The 17,159-nt window shown below is 59.7% G+C and carries 16 protein-coding genes and 1 pseudogene; 11 read left to right on the top strand and 6 right to left on the bottom strand.

The window, feature by feature from the left end; genetic code table 11:
- Window positions 1–188 precede the first annotated feature (188 nt).
- On the top strand, window positions 189–932 hold the full coding sequence (locus BLQ41_RS18155; RefSeq protein ID WP_090182974.1) for a hypothetical protein: 744 nt from the start codon (window positions 189–191) through the stop codon (window positions 930–932).
- A gap of 40 nt (window positions 933–972) precedes the next feature.
- Here the strand turns inward: BLQ41_RS18155 and BLQ41_RS18150 are convergent, their stop codons facing one another.
- Window positions 973–1,779, bottom strand: coding sequence for a hypothetical protein (locus BLQ41_RS18150; RefSeq protein ID WP_090182973.1), 807 nt, complete (start codon window positions 1,777–1,779; stop codon window positions 973–975).
- Between the two features lie 391 nt (window positions 1,780–2,170).
- Between BLQ41_RS18150 and BLQ41_RS18145 the strand changes: the two genes are divergently transcribed.
- Together BLQ41_RS18145 and BLQ41_RS18140 are read left to right on the top strand one after the other, a co-directional pair.
- Window positions 2,171–2,776 (top strand): SCO family protein, encoded by a 606-nt coding sequence (locus BLQ41_RS18145; protein WP_090182971.1) that lies wholly within the window; start codon window positions 2,171–2,173, stop codon window positions 2,774–2,776.
- Window positions 2,776–3,264, top strand: a complete 489-nt coding sequence (locus BLQ41_RS18140) for a copper chaperone PCu(A)C (RefSeq protein ID WP_090182969.1) — start codon at window positions 2,776–2,778, stop codon at window positions 3,262–3,264. The genes BLQ41_RS18145 and BLQ41_RS18140 overlap by 1 nt, the downstream gene beginning before the upstream one ends.
- An 18-nt stretch (window positions 3,265–3,282) precedes the next feature.
- Here the strand turns inward: BLQ41_RS18140 and BLQ41_RS18135 are convergent, their stop codons facing one another.
- The 5 genes from BLQ41_RS18135 to BLQ41_RS18115 all read right to left on the bottom strand — a co-directional run bounded on the left by BLQ41_RS18135 (window position 3,283) and on the right by BLQ41_RS18115 (window position 8,056).
- The gene (locus BLQ41_RS18135) at window positions 3,283–4,266 is read right to left on the bottom strand and encodes a GlxA family transcriptional regulator (RefSeq protein WP_090188648.1); all 984 of its coding nucleotides are present in this window, start codon (window positions 4,264–4,266) and stop codon (window positions 3,283–3,285) included.
- Between the two features lie 155 nt (window positions 4,267–4,421).
- Entirely contained in the window at window positions 4,422–4,805 is a 384-nt protein-coding gene (locus BLQ41_RS18130) for a VOC family protein (RefSeq protein ID WP_090182968.1), read from the bottom strand.
- A 38-nt stretch (window positions 4,806–4,843) separates the two neighbouring features.
- Window positions 4,844–5,962 (bottom strand): S-(hydroxymethyl)glutathione dehydrogenase/class III alcohol dehydrogenase, encoded by a 1,119-nt coding sequence (locus tag BLQ41_RS18125; RefSeq protein ID WP_090182966.1) that lies wholly within the window; start codon window positions 5,960–5,962, stop codon window positions 4,844–4,846.
- Window positions 5,963–6,093: 131 nt separating this feature from the next.
- Complete coding sequence (locus BLQ41_RS18120; RefSeq protein WP_090182965.1) at window positions 6,094–7,062, bottom strand: glycine betaine ABC transporter substrate-binding protein; 969 nt, start codon at window positions 7,060–7,062, stop codon at window positions 6,094–6,096.
- A gap of 154 nt (window positions 7,063–7,216) precedes the next feature.
- Window positions 7,217–8,056 (bottom strand): HalD/BesD family halogenase, encoded by an 840-nt coding sequence (locus tag BLQ41_RS18115; protein WP_090182962.1) that lies wholly within the window; start codon window positions 8,054–8,056, stop codon window positions 7,217–7,219.
- A 112-nt stretch (window positions 8,057–8,168) separates the two neighbouring features.
- Here BLQ41_RS18115 and BLQ41_RS18110 point away from each other — a divergent pair, with 112 nt between their 5' ends.
- From BLQ41_RS18110 to BLQ41_RS18075, 8 genes and pseudogenes are all read left to right on the top strand, one after another.
- The gene (locus tag BLQ41_RS18110) at window positions 8,169–9,071 is read left to right on the top strand and encodes a LysR family transcriptional regulator (protein ID WP_090182960.1); all 903 of its coding nucleotides are present in this window, start codon (window positions 8,169–8,171) and stop codon (window positions 9,069–9,071) included.
- Between the two features lie 197 nt (window positions 9,072–9,268).
- Complete coding sequence (locus BLQ41_RS18105) at window positions 9,269–10,579, top strand: flavin-containing monooxygenase (protein ID WP_090182958.1); 1,311 nt, start codon at window positions 9,269–9,271, stop codon at window positions 10,577–10,579.
- 24 nt (window positions 10,580–10,603) lie between these two features.
- Window positions 10,604–11,020 (top strand): RidA family protein, encoded by a 417-nt coding sequence (locus tag BLQ41_RS18100; RefSeq protein ID WP_017338215.1) that lies wholly within the window; start codon window positions 10,604–10,606, stop codon window positions 11,018–11,020.
- A 156-nt stretch (window positions 11,021–11,176) separates the two neighbouring features.
- Window positions 11,177–11,854, top strand: coding sequence for a DUF1028 domain-containing protein (locus tag BLQ41_RS18095; RefSeq protein WP_090182956.1), 678 nt, complete (start codon window positions 11,177–11,179; stop codon window positions 11,852–11,854).
- A complete protein-coding gene (gene argE, locus BLQ41_RS18090) occupies window positions 11,851–13,002 on the top strand; it encodes an acetylornithine deacetylase (protein ID WP_090182953.1) in 1,152 nt (383 codons plus the stop codon). Before BLQ41_RS18095 ends, argE begins: the two co-directional genes overlap by 4 nt.
- 286 nt (window positions 13,003–13,288) lie before the next feature.
- A pseudogene (locus tag BLQ41_RS18085) lies at window positions 13,289–14,711 on the top strand (purine-cytosine permease family protein).
- Between the two features lie 171 nt (window positions 14,712–14,882).
- Complete coding sequence (locus BLQ41_RS18080; RefSeq protein WP_197678892.1) at window positions 14,883–16,577, top strand: phospholipase D-like domain-containing protein; 1,695 nt, start codon at window positions 14,883–14,885, stop codon at window positions 16,575–16,577.
- A gap of 174 nt (window positions 16,578–16,751) precedes the next feature.
- Window positions 16,752–16,970 carry a PLD nuclease N-terminal domain-containing protein gene (locus tag BLQ41_RS18075; RefSeq protein ID WP_090182949.1) on the top strand — a complete coding sequence of 73 codons (219 nt, stop codon included), beginning with the start codon at window positions 16,752–16,754 and terminating at the stop codon, window positions 16,968–16,970.
- Window positions 16,971–17,159: the final 189 nt, after the last annotated feature.

Raw genomic sequence — 17,159 nt, 5'->3', positions numbered from 1 at the left:
CAACCCCGTTACGCTGACTGTTACCTTCAAGGTTTGCACCCGGTTCATGACCCTCCCGTCTGTAACGCCGAGATACTTCGCCGTCCTGCTCCTCCCGCCTACAGTGAAGCCGTCAATGTGTTTAGAGGGTGCTGATTCGCTGCCCGCTGCGCATTGATTGCCTAACACAACCAAGGAAGAGGGAAACCATGAGCAAGTCAACCGCAGTCAGCAACCAGAGCCAACAACTGCACAGTGAGGTGCAAGCGGCCCTCAAATCGTTCCAGAGTCTGGCCCCCACGGCCCTGAAAACGTCGGACTACAGCAAGGTACTGAACTCAACCCTGGCGGCCACCCAAAAGTCGGTCAAAATCCAGATTGCCGCCGGTGACCTGACCACGCTCAAACAATCAGGCTACAAGCTGTGCTTTGCCAAAAAAGTCGGAACGGAAGCCTATAACGTGGTCTGGCAGTCTTACGTCAACTACCTGAGCAATAACACCTTCAGCTGGACGCCTCAGTACCAGTTGTTCGGTTCCAACTCGTTCCAGGCCAATGTGCAGGTGGATGTTTCCACCAACCTCATCACCATCGGCCTGGGGCAACAGTCAGTGCTCGACAATTCCGGTTTGCTGGGCCCGGCCACCACCGGTGGTCCCGACACGTCCATTACCCTGGTGAACAACTACGGCGCGATCCACCCAGGCATCAGCCAATTGTCCACGGGCATCGATGGCAAGGTCATCAGTACGCCAATTTATGTGGCCACCAACCAGGTGGTAATGGGTTCGACCCAGTTGACTCCGGTCGAAACCATCCTTGTCTGGTTCGAACAGAATGTGCAGACAAGCACCATGTTCAGCACCTCACGTTCCCAGTCGGTCGAAGTCGACCTGACCTTTGATAACAACGCAACCCGCCTCTACTCCGGCGGCAGCTGGACCGTCGTGTAAGTGCAGCCAACGGGGCAACTTCGCAGTTGCCCCGCTTTACTCAGAAAACGTCATTTCCACCCCGGGAGAAATACCCGGTCAACGACCGACAGATCGACTCCGCCAGGTCTTCCTGAGTGGCGATGCCATAAGGCCGATTGCGATCAAATTGCTCCGACCAGCGGATCCGCCCCTGAGCCACATCAATCAGGCGCACCGAGGTACGGACACGGCTCGGCTCCACCCGCACGCTGCCTTCCAGCGAGTAATTGCCGCGCCCGGCCCGCATGACGTCCGAGGCGGTGACATTGCTGCGCGCCACCTTCATCAACACATGGTTGGTGCGGCTTTGCGTCTGTTCGAACGACTCGAACAGCCGGCAGCTCAACTCCTCGCACAGGCCACGGGTAAAGTCATCGCCGTCACGGGTGATGCAGGTAAACGGCTGAATTTGCAGCACTGGATGGCGAGTCGCGACGCCCTTGGGCCTGAGCCGTTGATACGCCAGGCGATAACAACCGGGCGGTATGCTCAGGTGCACCGGGTCCGACTGCCCCGTGGTGGTGTAATGCGTTGCAAGCTTGCGCCGCAATCGGCCCACCTGCACCCGCACCACCGGATCGTCGCCCGTGCAATACACCGCCGGGTCACGGCGAAACACCGCAAGGCCGATGGCATGCTCGGTGAGCGGCGTGTTCGAACTTTGAAGGTCGTGCTCGACCAGAAAGCGCAGCAGACTGCCCATCCGCCGGGACTTGGCGAACACCGGGCTGGCCAGCAGCAGCGCCAGCACGCGCTCCATCTCTTCACGATCGAGCGGCTCGGGAACCCCCTCTGCACTCGAATTGCCAACGTGTTTGATCACCATTGCCTGCCTCCGTGCAGGTTACCGACAATCGCTGGCCACCCCGATGGGGTGGATATGGATACTGAAGTCGTACTCCATGGCTACGCGCAACGCCCGACCGTTGAGTCACTCGGGCGCTGCAACGTCGAAGCTTAGCAGCCGTAAAGCAATGTCGAGGATATTGTGACGATCGTCACACTGGCCGCCGCCTGGAGCTGGAATGTGTCCGCAGTATTTGGAATGCCCTCGTCTACTGATCCGTATTTTTCCGCGCTGGCTGCCTCTGTACCAAAACGGCCCCTCGTCCAACAATGAGCGACGCACGGGCACAGTTTGTTAATATCCATGCGCTTTTTTCGTCTGACTCATCAGACGCAGTCGTTCTCAAGTCGCAACACAGGAATGCTTTTCCATGAGTACGTTGTATACCCGTCGCACGGTCCTGCGCGGCATGAGCCTGTTGAGCCTGGGTCTGCTCGCCGGCTGCGATGACAGCAGCAAACTGTCGTTCAAGTACGGCAAGGACCTCAGCGACAAGATCATGGGGCGTACCTTCAAGCTCAAGGACGCCCAGGGCGAAACGAAGATGCTGACCAGCTATCGCGGCCTGATGCCGATGGTGTTCTTCGGCTTCACCCAGTGCCCGGCGGTCTGCCCGACGACGCTGGCCCGGGCGGCGCAGGCGAAGAAGCTGATGGGGCGCGACGGCGAAAAGCTGCAAGTGATCTTCATCACCCTCGACCCCGAACGCGATACGCCGCAGATGCTCGACGCTTACGTCAAATCGTTCGATCCGAGTTTTGAAGCGCTGCATGGCTCGCTCGAAGAAACCGCTGAAACCGCCAAAGAGTTCGGCGTGTTCTTTGAAAAGATCCCCAGCGGGTCGAGCTACACCCTGTCCCACACGGCTACCAGCTTCGTCTTCGACTCCCGGGGCAATTTGCGCCTGGGGCTGTCCGCGTCCCTTACCGCCCAAGAGTGTGCAGACGATCTGCTCACCGTCATGGAAGTCTGCTAATGAATTCGATGTGCGCAAAAACCGCTGTCTCGCGACGTATCAAACAACTGGTCCTGGGCTGCTCCCTGATCGGCCTGGCGTGGCAGGTTTCCGCGCAAACCCAGGTGCAAGACGCCTGGGTCCGCGCAACGGTTGCCGGCCAGCCATCGACCGGCGCCTTCATGACCCTGCAAGCTGACAGCGACAGCAAATTGCTCAGCGTGCAGTCGCCCGCCGCAAAAACCGTGCAGATTCACCAATCCACCATGAAAGACGATGTGATGAGCATGCGTCAGGTCGAGTCCGTCGCGCTGCCGGCCGGCAAACCGGTGAGCTTTGATCCCCACGGCTACCACATCATGCTGATTGACCTGACGGCCCAGGTTCAGGAAGGCAGCAAAGTGCCCCTGACGCTGATAGTGGAAAACGCCAAGGGCGAGAAAGAAACGATTGAAGTGCAAGCCGACGCCCGGGCACTCGGCATGGCGGATCACAGCAAGATGCATTGACGGTTGGGCGAGCGGCTCTTATTTGACGAGTCGCTTTTCCTTGGAAGGCCGGTAGCCGAAATACGAGCTGTAGCACTTGCTGAAATGGCTCGGCGACACAAAACCACACGCTACCAGCACGTCCACTTGCGATAGCTCGGTGTGCTGGAGCAATCGACGTGCCTCGGTGATGCGCAATTCCATGTAATAGCGCTGCGGCGTCGTGCCCAGTTGCTCCTTGAACAAGCGTTCCAGTTGTCGCCGTGAACGCCCGGCATAGACCGCCAGTTGCTCCAGCTCCAAAGGCTCCTCGAGGTTGGCGTCCATCAGTTTCACCACCTCGCGCAGGGGCGCGCTCACGCAGATGTTTTCCGTCGGTTTGATGCGCCGGTAGCGCGACTCCTCAAACGCCAGAATGTCTTCGATCCCCTCGACCAGCGCTTTGCCGTGCTGGCTTTTGATCCAGTCCAGCGCCATGTGGAAGGCCCCGGACGGGCTGGAGGCTGTCAATCGGTCTCGATCAATGATGTAGGGTTCGCTGCTGACCTGCGTAACCTTGCAGAAATCGGCGAGCGCGGGGCGATGTTCGGGGTGAATCGCGCAACGGTAGCCGTCAAGCAAACCGGCCTTGCCCAGAAACCATGCACCGTTCCACAACCCGGCCAGGCTGACGCCCTGGTCTGCCGCCGTGCGCAACAGGGTGATAAAGCCCTCGCTGGCTTTCAGTTCAGTCCGGTAGCCGCCACACACGACCAGCAGGTCCAGCTCCTTGATCGCCGCACAATCGATACGCGCGTCGGGCCGAATGACCAGGCCCAGGTCGCTGACGACCTCCCCGTCATTCAAGCCGAAGGTGCGCGAAGAGAACGTGTCGGGCCGCAGCAGATTCGCCGTGACCAGCGTATCCAGCGCCTGGGTAAACGCGGGCAACGAGAAATGTTCGAGCAGCAGGAAGCCGGCCCGAACCGTTTGCCTGGTTTCGCCGGGTTGCTCATTCAGGTAGCGCAGGTTTTTTCCCTTCATGCCTCCGCTGAATTGGCGTCGTTCGATCAATGTCCGATCACTCCGTTGCGTTCACGAACCTATAGTTTGATGCATTCCTGATGTTTACCACCAGAAGCGAATAAAAAAGCCCCGTCCATTGCTGGCGGGGCCTTGGGTCATGCATCAGATTTCATTCAAACGGGCTTGAAGCAGTAGACCGCCAGTTTGTTTCCATCCAGGTCCCGGGCGTAGGCGGCATAGGCATGCGGCGCCCAGTCACGCGGGCCTGGCGCGCCTTCATTGATACCACCGGCCGCCAAAGCGCTGGCATGGAAGGCATCAATGGCGGCGCGATCCGGTGCTTCGAAGCTGACGGTGACACCGTTGCCGACGCTTGCAGGCGCGCCGTTCGCCGGCTTCAAGACGAAAAACGAAGGGGCGCTCTCGCCCCAGATCGAGCCGTTCTCGCCCAGATCGGCAATGCGCTTGTGGCCGAGTTGGGCCAGCACGCTGTCGTAGAAACGGCGGGCTTTTTCCAGGTCGTTGGTGCCGACAGTAACGTGAGTGAAAATGCTCATCTTAAAGATCTCTCGGGTTCAAAAATGGTGGGTGGGTTTTATCGGTTGAAATGAACAACGGTGCGAATGCTCTGGCCTTTGTGCATCAGCTCAAAAGCCTGATTGATCTCCTCCAGACCGAGGGTATGAGTGATGAACGTCTCCAGCGGGATTTCACCGGTTTGCGACTTTTCGACATAGCTGGGCAGTTCACTGCGACCTTTCACGCCGCCAAACGCCGAGCCGCGCCAGACGCGCCCGGTGACCAACTGGAAAGGACGGGTACTGATTTCCTGACCAGCACCGGCGACGCCAATAATCACCGACTCGCCCCAGCCCTTGTGGCAGCTCTCCAGGGCCGCACGCATGAGATTGACGTTGCCAATGCATTCGAAGGAGTAATCCACGCCGCCTTCAGTCAGCTCGACGATCACGTCCTGGATCGGCCGGTCGTAATCCTTCGGGTTGATGAAGTCGGTGGCGCCCAATTGCCGGGCGATCTCGAACTTGGCCGGGTTGATATCGATCGCGATGATGCGGCCGGCCTTGGCCATGGTCGCGCCGATGATGGCGGCCAGGCCGATGCCGCCCAGCCCGAAAATGGCCACGCTGGCGCCCTCTTCCACCTTGGCCGTGTTGAGCACCGCGCCAATCCCGGTGGTCACGCCGCAACCGAGCAGGCAAACCTTCTCCAGCGGCGCCTCCTGCGGAATTTTCGCCAGGGAAATTTCCGGCAGCACGGTGTACTCGCAAAAAGTCGAGGTGCCCATGTAGTGGAAGATGGGTTGGCCCTTGTAGGAAAAGCGGCTGGTGCCGTCCGGCATCAAGCCTTTGCCCTGCGTGGCGCGAATTTTCTGGCAGAGGTTGGTCTTGCCCGAGGTGCAGAATTTGCACTCGCCACATTCCGGGGTGTACAGCGGGATCACATGATCGCCCACCGCCACGGAGGTCACACCCTCGCCAATCGCCTCGACGATGCCGCCACCTTCGTGACCGAGGATCACCGGGAAGAGGCCTTCAGGATCCGCCCCGGACAGGGTGAATGCATCGGTATGGCAGACGCCGGTGGCAATGATGCGCACCAATACTTCCCCGGCCTGCGGCGGAGCCACGTCGACTTCGACGATTTGCAGGGGCTGGTTAGGCGCAAAGGCTACGGCAGCGCGTGATTTGATCATATTCATAATTTCCGGGCGCAAAGAGACGCCGCCTCTGTGTGGAAGCAAAAAACTCAGTCTTAAGAGTGTGTTTACGCGGATCGAGTCGAGGAGCAATACAACGGGCAAGGCATCCTTGCCTTCATTGCCGATTACAAGGTTGCGTCGATTTTTTTCGCGGCGGTTTCACTGACCCAGGCGTGCCAGACCTCCGGGTGCTCCTTGAGGAAAATCCTCGCCAGCTTCGGTGATTCAATACGTTCCTTGGTCATCCGCGCCAGGTTCAGATTCAACAGGTCAATGGGGATGTTGACCTTCTCCAGTACCGCCACCAGTTCGGGTGCCTGCTCATTAAAAGCCTTGGAGATGCCGACTCGAGTGATGACGTTCTTGTCGACACCCGGTTTTTCTTCGAGCCTGATCGCATCGATCTGCCCCATCAGCGGTGTCGGTGACCAGTAGTAAAACAGCACCGGCTCGCCGCGCTTGTAGCTCGACAGCACGGCCGCATCCAATGCCGCCCCGGTGCCTGGGCGGAAGTTGGTGTAGCTGCTTTCAAGACCGTACTCTTTCAACATCTCGGTATTGTCCTGCTCACAAATCCAACCCGCGGGGCAGTTGTAGAAGCGTCCTTTGGAAGGCTCCTCCGAGTCGCGAAACACTTCGGGATACTTGCTCAGGTCGGCCACCGACTTGAGGTCTGGAGCGCGAGCGGGCTTGTTGCGTTTTGCGTCCCCCTCAACGACATAACGCGGGACATACCAGCCCTGAACCGCACCGACGATGGGTGCGCCAACCGCCACCACCTTCCCTGCTGCCGCGGCTTTTTTCCAGACCTCGCTGCGCTCCATCCATTCTTCGCCAAACACTTGAATGTCGTTGCTGGCCAGAGCGGTCTCCAGAATGATGGTGTTACCCACCAACTGGTCGGTTTCACAGCCGTAGCCATCCTTGAGCACGATCATCATGATGTCGGTGAGGAGCATCCCGCTCTCCCAGTTCAAACCGGCAAACTTCACCGACTTGCCTGAGTCACACCAGCCGGAAGCCTGGCTTGAAACACTACCGACGAGCAGGCCAAGGGTGACTAACGATGCCAGCAAATTCTTCTTGTACTTCATGATCAGACGCTCCAAAACAGTATTGGGGGCAGGAAGCTCTTGCTTGCCACACACGGGGCCAGCGAGTGCCATCAGATCTAACGTGGACAGGTGCCTGTACAAACACGTGAAGCGATGGAGTCAATGAATGGATTCATTGTTAATGGGGCGTCACTTAAACCAATGGGTCTACGCTGGTACGTCCGTAAAACAACTGGCGGGCGTAGGCGCTGAATTCGACATTCGGCTGATCCACGTAGGCAAACACAGCGTTGAGCCTCAACCGGTCACCCTCTACTGGCGTGACTCGATGCAATGAATAGCGGCCGCGAAACAAGGTCAGCGTTCCAGGCACTTGAGGCAGGACTTCTATCGTCTGGGTCTCGGGATCATCAAGGAATTGCCGGACCGCGTCATAACAGTCGTCATCCTCGTTGCGAAGCATGCGTACGTACTCGAAATCCCCTCCGGCGCTGGCCGCCTGGAGTGACAGCGTGACGCTGAAGTCGGAACGGTCAAAGTGCCAGCCCAATTGCTGCCCCGTCGTGAAGCCCTGCAAGTTAAGCGCGGCCAACGGATCGGCATGGCGGTAAAGCGTGTCCAGACCCAATACATCCTTGATGAACGACAGCACCTCGTCGGATTCATAGATGTTGCGAATCACATTGTCGGCCGGAATGTCCGCGTAGGCGACGGTATCTTTCTCGGTTTTCATCAACCGCCGCAGCGGATGCCTTGAGTCAACGCCGTCTTCTTGAGGCTTGAAATAAACCGTGTGGTTTTCCCGAAAATGGAACATGCGTGGGTGCAGGGCAAGCGTCTGGTCCGCCATTGTGGCGACCATTTTGTCACGGACAAATCCCGGGAAGATCGCAACGCCTTCCTTGCCCAGTAATGCCTGGCTGTCAGCGACCAACGCCAGGTAAGCCGGGTTGGATCGATCAGTAATGGGATAGCGCTCCAGGTCGATGATATCGCCCAGGGTTGCGCCGGTTGTGAGAGGAAGCAAAGTCATGATTGTTGTTCTCCGTTGGCTCTTGCTGGAGTCAGATTGCATCGGAGGCAAAAACAAGTCACGCTCATATTTTTACGCAATTTTGTGAATTATTTTCAGGTCGCCCTCCCCTATGAGACTCACCCTGGATCACCTCGTCATGCTGCAAACCCTGTCCGAAGTCGATTCGATCACGGCGGTTGCCGAGCGTTTATGGCTGACGCCGTCAGCCGTCAGTCATCGCATGCGGGAGGCGGAACGGCGACTGGGGGTGCCCCTCACGGAGCGATCCGGCGGAAAGTTGAGACTGAGCCCCGCCGGCGTGCGCCTCGAACGCGCCGCCAGAGACATCATCGCCATTCTTAACGAAGCGGAGGCCGAGGCCCGGTCGATGGCCGGCGGGGTGACCGCCTTCGTACGCATGGGGGTCACCTCATACGGTCCGTTTCGCTGGATTCCGAAATTCATCAAACACTATTCGAGCCTGCGTCCAGACATCGAAATAACCCTGGTCACGGTGCCCCGTAACGACGTCTACGCGAGCCTGATGCAAGGAAGGATCGATGTATCGATCATCGACGACGGTATGGTGCCCAGCGGGGTCGCCAAGTTGCCGCTGTTTCGCGACGACTTGATCGCGATCATGGCCACCGATCATCCACTGGCCGGGAGGAAAAACATCTACGCCGAAGACTTCAAGACTTACAACCTGGTGACCTACTCGACCGACCGTGCCAGTGGTTGGGAATATGACCGTTTCTTCGCGCCCGCCAGTATTCTGCCAAGGCGAATGATCACCGTGGAGTTGATCGAAGCCATTGTCGAATTAGTGCGTTCAGGCTACGGAATCAGCATCTTGCAACGGGATTTGGTGACACCCAGTCTTGAGCGCGGAGAGCTCGCCTGGGCAGCCCTGAATGACGGCCTGGATATCGCCTGGAACGCTATCATTCGCCCCTCTGAGCCCGAAGCGAGTGAGGTCCATAAAATGGTCGGGGAGCTGGCCAGTTGGGTCGAAACCCTGGGTAAACCCTAGTCGAGGCGATTCCCTTCAGCCGCGGCGCGACCTGGCCTGCGCATAACGCGCAGCGCTTAGGCAAACGCTCTGCCTCAGTTATTTATACTCAAATGCCAGCTTAATAATATTTTACCGATACCAGGGTCATCCCTAGTCTTGAGCCCAAGAAATGGCAGGTCGTTCGCGACCGAACTCCAACTTCGAAGGGTATTGAGATGACCTCTGAAAAAATAAAAACAGATACGCTGATTGTTGGCGCCGGTCAGGCTGGCGTGGCCATGAGTGAACACTTGAGCAAACTCGGCGTGCCGCACCTGGTGCTGGAGCGCAACCGTATTGCCGAGCGCTGGCGCACCGGGCGCTGGGATTCGCTGGTCGCGAACGGTCCGGCGTGGCATGACCGCTTTCCTGGCCTTGATTTCGACGACCTCAGCCCTGACGCCTTTGCGCCCAAAGAACGCGTAGCCGATTACTTCGAAGCCTACGCGAAGAAATTCAATGCGCCGATCCGCACCGGCGTGGACGTACTGAAAGTCGAGCGCAATGTCGGGCGCCCGGGCTTCACCATTGAAACCTCGCAAGGTGTGATCGAAGCCAACCGTGTGGTGGCGGCCACCGGGCCTTTCCAGCGGCCGGTCATCCCGCCTATTGCGCCGAACGACCAGCCCTTCCTGCAGATCCACTCGGCGGACTACCGCAACCCGGCGCAACTGCCCGAAGGCGCGGTGTTGGTGGTCGGCGCGGGCTCGTCCGGCGTGCAGATCGCCGATGAATTGCAGCGGGCCGGCAAGAAGGTTTACCTCTCCGTCGGCGCCCACGACCGCCCGCCTCGCGCCTACCGCAACCGGGATTTCTGCTGGTGGCTGGGCGTGCTTGGCGAGTGGGACCAAGCGGCGATGAAACCGGGCCGCGAACACGTCACCATCGCGGTGAGCGGCGCCCACGGCGGCCGCACCGTGGACTTCCGTGGGCTGGCGCATCGCGGCATGACCCTGGTCGGCCTGACCCAATCGTTCAACGGTGCCGTGGCGACCTTTCAGCCAAACTTGGCGGAGAACCTTGCCCGTGGCGACGAGAACTATCTGGCGCTGCTCAATGCCGCCGATGCCTACATCGAACGCAATGGCCTGGACCTGCCGGAAGAACCGGAAGCGCGCCACACCTTTCCTGATCCGGAGTGTGTGACCCAGCCGATTCTTGAGCTCGACCTGGCCAAGGCCGGCGTGACTTCGATCATCTGGGCCACCGGTTTTGCCACCGACTACAGCTGGCTCAAGGTCAATGCCTTCGACGACAAAGGCAAGCCACAGCATCAGCGCGGCGTGTCGAGCGAGCCGGGGGTGTATTTCCTCGGGCTGCCATGGCAGTCGCGTCGCGGGTCTTCGTTCATCTGGGGCGTTTGGCACGACGCCAAGTACGTGGCGGATCACATCGCCATCCAGCGCTCTTATCTCGACTACCACGATGCGGCGCAACGCGAGGCTGAACAGGCCCCGGTCGCCCACAAAACCACGGTCAGCGCTTAAGCCTTTTTCTGTCAGGAGCTAAAAATGTCCACGCCAACCCATACCCGTATTCGCATGTTCAACACCAAGGAAACCTACCCGAACCAGAGCCTGGACAATGATCTGTGCCAGGCCGTCCGGGCCGGCAACACCGTTTATGTTCGTGGCCAGGTCGGCACCGATTTCGAAGGCAGACTGGTGGGCCTGGGTGACCCGCGTGCGCAAGCAGAGCAAGCCATGCGCAACGTCAAGCAGTTGCTGGAAGAGGCCGGCAGCGACCTGAGCCACATCGTCAAAACCACGACTTACCTGATCGATCCGCGGTATCGCGAGCCGGTGTATCAGGAAGTCGGGAAGTGGCTTAAAGGCGTGTTCCCGATTTCCACCGGGCTGGTGGTGTCGGCACTCGGGCAGCCGCAGTGGTTGATGGAGATTGATGTGATTGCGGTGATTCCTGAGTAAAGACCGCGTCGCGGCCATCGCTGGCAAGCCAGCTCCCACAGGGTTAATCGTAGGTCACACATTTGTGGCCACTGCAAATCCCTGTGGGAGCGGGCTTGCCAGCGATGAGGCCAGCCCAGACAACTTATTTGCCAAGGCAAACCAAGGAGCAAAACCATGACCTTCTCCATCGCCGCCCGTTGCCCCGAAACCGGTCAGTTCGGCATCGCGATCAGTTCCTCCAGCATCGCCGTCGGCGCCCGTTGCCCCTGGCTGCTGCCGGGTGTCGGTGCGGTCTCCACGCAAAACATCACCCTGCCCTCGTTGGGCCCGGACGTCCTTGCCCTGATGGAGCAAGGCCTCGCCCCCGCGGAGGCGCTGGACAAGGTGCTTACGCGCAACGGCTACAGCCAATACCGCCAGATCACCGCCATCGACCACCTCGGCCAGACCGCGCATTTCAGCGGCTCGCAAACCCTGGGCAACCACAACGCCGTGTCCGGCGAGCAGTGCGTGGCCGCCGGCAATATGCTCGCGGACCGCTCGGTGATCGCGGCGATGGTCGAGGCATTCGAGCATGGTGAAGGTCAACTCGCCGACCGCTTGCTCGCGGCCATGAAAGCCGCCATCGCCGCCGGCGGTGAAGCCGGGCCGGTGCATTCGGCAGCGCTGGTGGTGGTCGGCGAACTGACCTGGCCGATCATCAACCTGCGGGTCGATTGGGCGGACGAAAACCCCATCGGCGCGTTGGAAAAACTCTGGGACGCCTATCGCCCACAGGTCCAGGACTACATCGACCGCGCCCTCGCGCCCGATAAATCCCCAGGCTATGGCGTCGCCGGAGACGACCGATGAGCAGCAGCCGCGATTTGCTGCAAACCCTGGTGGCGTTCGACACCACGAGCCGCGAATCCAACCTGCAACTCATCGAGTTCGTGCGCGACTACCTCGCCGGCTTCGACGTGCCGTGCGAGCTGATCTACAACGAGCAACGCAGCAAGGCCAATCTGTTCGCCACCATCGGCCCGGCAAAGTTGTCGGGCATCGTGCTGTCGGGGCACACCGACGTGGTACCGGTCGATGGCCAGCCGTGGACCGTGGCGCCGTTCGAACTCACCGAGCGCGACGGCAACCTGTACGGTCGCGGCACGGCGGACATGAAAGGCTACATCGCCTGCGTGCTGGCCCTCGTCCCTTCCCTGGTAAAGGCATCGCTGCGGCTGCCGGTGCACATCGCGCTGTCCTACGATGAAGAAATCGGCTGCCTCGGCGTGCGCTCGTTGCTGGCGGAGCTGGAAAAGCGTCCGGTCAAACCGATGCTCTGCATCATTGGCGAGCCGACCGAACTCAAACCGGTGCTCGGGCATAAAGGCAAACTGGCGATGCGTTGCGACATTCACGGCGAAGCCTGCCACTCCGCCTATGCGCCGCTCGGGGTCAACGCCATCGAATACGCCGCCGAACTGATCGGTGAACTGGGGCGAATCGGCACCCGACTCAAAGCGCCCGAACACCATGACGCGCGGTTCGATCCGCCCTTCAGCACCGTGCAAACCGGTGTGATATCCGGCGGTAAGGCACTGAACATCGTCCCCGCCGATTGCCGCTTCGACTTCGAAATCCGCGCCCTGCCCTCGCATGATCCCAGTGAGGTCGCGCAGTCGCTTCAAGCCTATGCCGAGCAGCACATGTTGCCGCGCATGCGCGCCGTGAGTGAGCAGAGCGACATTCGCTTTAGCGAGTTGTCGGCGTACCCCGGCTTGGCGACGGATGCGCAGAGTGAAGCCGCTGAATTGATTGCGGCGTTCTGCGGTTCCCGAGAGTTCGGCACCGTGGCGTTTGGAACCGAGGGCGGCCTGTTCGACGCGGCCGGCATTCCCACCGTTGTCTGTGGCCCCGGCAGCATGGACCAAGGCCATAAACCGGACGAATTCGTCAGCCTCGAACAACTCACTGCCTGCGACGCCATGCTGCAAAGGATGCTGCTATCGATCAGCGCCTGACAAAGATTTCAAACACCCAAAAATCCCCTGTGGGAGCGGGCTTGCCCGCGATAGCGGTCTGTCAGCCAATATTTATTTGACTGACAGACCGCTATCGCGGGCAAGCCCGCTCCCACAGGTTTTTCGGCTACCCAACGGCATACATTTTTTAACGTCTATACCCACAATCTTACTAATTTATCTATCCGCCCCCACCCCACATCATCCACTCCAACAAGAAAAGCGTCGCCCTCGCGTGGCGCTCACCGAAGTACGTCCACGTACTCAAATTGCCTTGGAGTCCGTCATGGTTACCGCTGCAACAACCTCCGCCCCGCTCATCGAGAAACACACCATCGGCTACGTGCCGCCCGAAGATCGCCACGGCAAAACCCGCGACCTGTTCACCCTCTGGTTCGGCGGCAACATCGCGCCGCTGCCCATCGTCACCGGCGCCCTCGGCGTGCAGATGTTTCACCTGAACCTGGTGTGGGGCATCGTCGCCATCCTCGTCGGCCACCTGGTCGGCGGTGTGCTGATGGCGCTGCATTCGGCGCAAGGCCCGCAGATGGGCATCCCGCAAATGATCCAGAGCCGCGCCCAGTTCGGCTCCCTCGGCGCCCTGCTGGTGGTGCTGATCGCCGGCGTCATGTACATCGGCTTCTTCGCCTCCAACATCGTCCTCGCTGGCAAGTCCCTGCATGGCGTGGTCGACAGCGTCCCTGTGCCCGTCGGCATCGTCATCGGTGCGCTCGGTTCGGGCATCATCGGCATCATCGGCTACCGCTTCATCCACGTGCTAAACCGCATCGGCACCTGGGTGCTCGGCGCCGGCATCGTGCTCGGTTTCGGCTACATCTTCACCCACGTGCAGACCGCCGACTTCCTCACCCGCGGCAGCTTCAACATCTCCGGCTGGCTGGCCACCGTGTCCCTCGCCGCGCTCTGGCAAATCGCCTTCGCACCGTACGTGTCCGACTACTCGCGCTACCTGCCAGCCAACGTACCCGTGGCCGCCACATTCTGGACCACGTACCTGGGCACCGTGCTCGGCTCCAGCCTCTCGTTCATCTTCGGCGCCGTCGCCGTGCTCGCCACACCGGTCGGCATGGACACCATGGACGCCGTCAAACTCGCCACCGGCTCCATCGGCCCGTTGATGCTCGTGCTGTTTTTGCTCAGCGTCATCAGCCACAACGCCCTCAACCTCTACGGCGCCGTGCTGTCACTGATCACCCTGGTGCAAACCTTCGCCTACCGCTGGATCCCTACCGCCAGAAGCCGCGCCGTGCTCTCGGTCATCGTCCTCGCCGCTTGCTGCTTGCTGCTTCGCCGCCGTCGGCGCCTCGGCCAACTTCATCGGCCACTTCGTCGACATGGTGCTGGTGCTGCTCGTGGTGCTGGTGCCGTGGACCGCGATCAACCTGATCGACTTCTATGCGATTCACAAAGGTCAGTACGATATTGGTTCGATCTTCAAGGTCGACGGCGGCATCTACGGCCGCTACAACCCGCAGGCGTTGCTGGCGTATGCGATCGGGATCGTGGTGCAGATTCCGTTCATGAACACGCCGCTGTACGTCGGTCCGATTTCGGAACACATCAATGGTGCGGATTTGTCCTGGCTGGTCGGCCTGCTGATCACCTCGCCGCTCTACTACTGGCTGGCGAACCGTGACAGCGCGTACAAGCGTCGTCTCTCCACCGGAAAGCTCGCCAACAGTATGTAAACCGCTAGACAGCGAGGGCAGATCACCACGTGCTCTGCCCTCCTCGCCATAGAAATGTCACGAAGCCATCGCCGTCTTGCTCTACGCTGAACCAGGCCAGATAACCTCGCGTCACACACTCGAGTACTTACCATGACTGATTTCATCGCAAGGACGACCGACGGATTCACCATGAAACTTTGGCGCGGCGAGCGCACCTGCCTGATCGGCTTCGATGTCGAAGCCCCCGCCGCAACCTTCGTCGGGTTTGCCATTGAGTGCAAATTCCCCGGCGCCGCGGACTTCACCCCCCTGCCCAATCGCATCGCCTTCGAGTACGACAAACCCACCGCAGAAGCCGTCAGCGGCGCGCGCAAGTTTTCGTCGCTCACCGCACCGTTCCAGAAATTTCGCTGGATTCACTTCCCCCACGAAACCGGACACGGGACGTTCGTCTACCGGGGCACCCTGATGCACATGCCCGCAGACGGCCAACTGGTTGCCGGCACGTCCATTGAACTGGCGATTGATCTGGACCCCATCAGCTACGAAGGCATCGTCGATATCGGCTTTACCCGTGGCTTCACCTCTTCCCAGGCGTTTGTTGATCGAGTGCCCAAAGGCATGAACGTCAATGACTACGGAAGGAGCCTGATTCCATCGAAGACCGAAGACAGTCTCGACCACAAGAAGACCGACCCGGCAATCTATGAGTGGCTGGGTTTTGAAGCCGTCGAGATGATCTTCGGCTTGCTCAACGAAGTCCTTGAGGACAAGACCACCACGCTCGATGTGTTCGCCTATGACCTCAACGAGCCCGACATTGTCGGTTCATTCGAGAAACTCGGCAGTCGTCTGCGAATCATCATCGACGACGCTGGCGATCACCACGCACCTACCAGCTGCGAGACAAGAGCCGCCCTCCGCCTGGCCACCTCCGCTGGCGCGGCCAACGTCCACCGCACTCATTTCAAAGGGCTGCAACACCATAAAGTGCTCATCGCCCGGCGCAATGGCGTGCCTTACAAAGTCCTGTGCGGCTCCACCAACTTCAGCTTTCGCGGCTGCTACGTGCAAAACAACAATGCGCTGCTGTTCTCGGAACCGGCGGTGGCCGCGCTATTCGGACAAGTCTTCGACGCCTCTTTCGCAGACCCGGACCACTTCGCCGCCAGCGATCTGGCCAAGAAATGGCACGTCATCGAAACCCAAGGCCCGCGCCTGCACTTCTGCTTCTCACCCCACGAAAGCGCAAACCTCTCACTTGGTCCGTTAGGAGGCGCAATCGACCAAGCCACCAGTTCGGTGCTGTTCAACATCGCCTTCCTCAACCAAATCGTTTCGGGGCCCACATTCGATTCGATCACCCGCCTCTATAAACGGCCGATATTCAGCTATGGCGTCAGCGACAAACCCTCGGGCATGAACGTGACCAAGCCCGATGGCACCTCGGCTGAAGTCGATTTCGCATACCTGGCCAAGAACGCACCGGAACCCTTCCGCAGCGAATGGGCAGGCGGCAGCGGCGTTTCCGTGCACAACAAATTCGTGGTCACCGACTTCAACCTGCCCAGCGCCAAAGTCTTCACCGGCTCCTCGAACCTCTCCGTTGCCGGCGAAGAACACAACGGCGACCACCTGATCCTGATCGAGGATGGCCGAATTGCGCTGGCCTACGCCATTGAAGCGCTGCTGGTGTTCGATCACCTGCACTTTCGCACCGACATGAAAAAAGCCTTCGAACCGGCCGCTGGAGGCGTTGCCGGACACCCGCCGCCCATGACGCTGCGCAAACCCACCGCCATCACCGGCCAGCCCGCCTGGTTTGAGGATGACTACGTCGAGGGTTCACAAAAAGAACGAGACCGGCAGTTGTTCTCTCACTGACGGCTAGCGCTAGCCGGTAAACCTGTGGGAGCGAGCCTGCTCGCGATGACGCACTGACAGCCAATATCCATTTGCCTGACAGCCAGCCACCGCGAGCAACGTCTCGTCTCCCGAAATTTAATGAACCCTGCCGACCACCACCCGCCTAACGAAAGACTATCTGGAGGGTGACCCATGCAAATCGAAACAATCTGGATCGTACTGACAGCCGTTCTGTTGCTGATCGAGTTGTGGGCGATCAACCGGGTGCGCAAAGCCCAGGGCAAATCGAGCAACAAACTGTTATGGATCGTGGTGATCGTGTTTGTGCCACTGATTGGGGTGATCGCGTGGGCAGTCGCGGGACCGAAACACACCGAACACAACCCGCATGCGCCGCAGGCTGGGCAATGACATCGGAGCGTTTGCGCTAAAGATCTGGAAACTGCGTGATTCCAAACAACAAAGCCCAGACAACCTGAGCTTTGTTGTCCCCCCACCACAAGCCCACTGTAGGAGCTGTCGAGTGAAACGAGGCTGCGATCTCTTGACCTTGACGTCCGAATTTCGCGTAGGAAACAACCCTCTACACCGAAGGACCTA

Source organism: Pseudomonas arsenicoxydans, assembly GCF_900103875.1.
GTDB classification, from domain to species: domain Bacteria; phylum Pseudomonadota; class Gammaproteobacteria; order Pseudomonadales; family Pseudomonadaceae; genus Aquipseudomonas; species Aquipseudomonas arsenicoxydans.
This window is presented reverse-complemented; position numbering and strand designations above follow the sequence as displayed.

Coding starts and splice junctions, on each gene's coding strand:
- BLQ41_RS18155 (WP_090182974.1), top strand. CDS start 189: ATGAGCAAGTCAACCGCAGTCAGCAACCAGAGCCAACAACTGCACAGT.
- BLQ41_RS18095 (WP_090182956.1), top strand. CDS start 11,177: ATGACCTTCTCCATCGCCGCCCGTTGCCCCGAAACCGGTCAGTTCGGC.
- BLQ41_RS18150 (WP_090182973.1), bottom strand. CDS start 1,779: ATGGTGATCAAACACGTTGGCAATTCGAGTGCAGAGGGGGTTCCCGAG.
- BLQ41_RS18145 (WP_090182971.1), top strand. CDS start 2,171: ATGAGTACGTTGTATACCCGTCGCACGGTCCTGCGCGGCATGAGCCTG.
- BLQ41_RS18100 (WP_017338215.1), top strand. CDS start 10,604: ATGTCCACGCCAACCCATACCCGTATTCGCATGTTCAACACCAAGGAA.
- BLQ41_RS18080 (WP_197678892.1), top strand. CDS start 14,883: ATGAAACTTTGGCGCGGCGAGCGCACCTGCCTGATCGGCTTCGATGTC.
- BLQ41_RS18105 (WP_090182958.1), top strand. CDS start 9,269: ATGACCTCTGAAAAAATAAAAACAGATACGCTGATTGTTGGCGCCGGT.
- BLQ41_RS18130 (WP_090182968.1), bottom strand. CDS start 4,805: ATGAGCATTTTCACTCACGTTACTGTCGGCACCAACGACCTGGAAAAA.
- BLQ41_RS18135 (WP_090188648.1), bottom strand. CDS start 4,266: ATGAAGGGAAAAAACCTGCGCTACCTGAATGAGCAACCCGGCGAAACC.
- BLQ41_RS18120 (WP_090182965.1), bottom strand. CDS start 7,062: ATGAAGTACAAGAAGAATTTGCTGGCATCGTTAGTCACCCTTGGCCTG.
- BLQ41_RS18125 (WP_090182966.1), bottom strand. CDS start 5,962: ATGATCAAATCACGCGCTGCCGTAGCCTTTGCGCCTAACCAGCCCCTG.
- BLQ41_RS18115 (WP_090182962.1), bottom strand. CDS start 8,056: ATGACTTTGCTTCCTCTCACAACCGGCGCAACCCTGGGCGATATCATC.
- argE (WP_090182953.1), top strand. CDS start 11,851: ATGAGCAGCAGCCGCGATTTGCTGCAAACCCTGGTGGCGTTCGACACC.
- BLQ41_RS18140 (WP_090182969.1), top strand. CDS start 2,776: ATGAATTCGATGTGCGCAAAAACCGCTGTCTCGCGACGTATCAAACAA.
- BLQ41_RS18075 (WP_090182949.1), top strand. CDS start 16,752: ATGCAAATCGAAACAATCTGGATCGTACTGACAGCCGTTCTGTTGCTG.
- BLQ41_RS18110 (WP_090182960.1), top strand. CDS start 8,169: ATGAGACTCACCCTGGATCACCTCGTCATGCTGCAAACCCTGTCCGAA.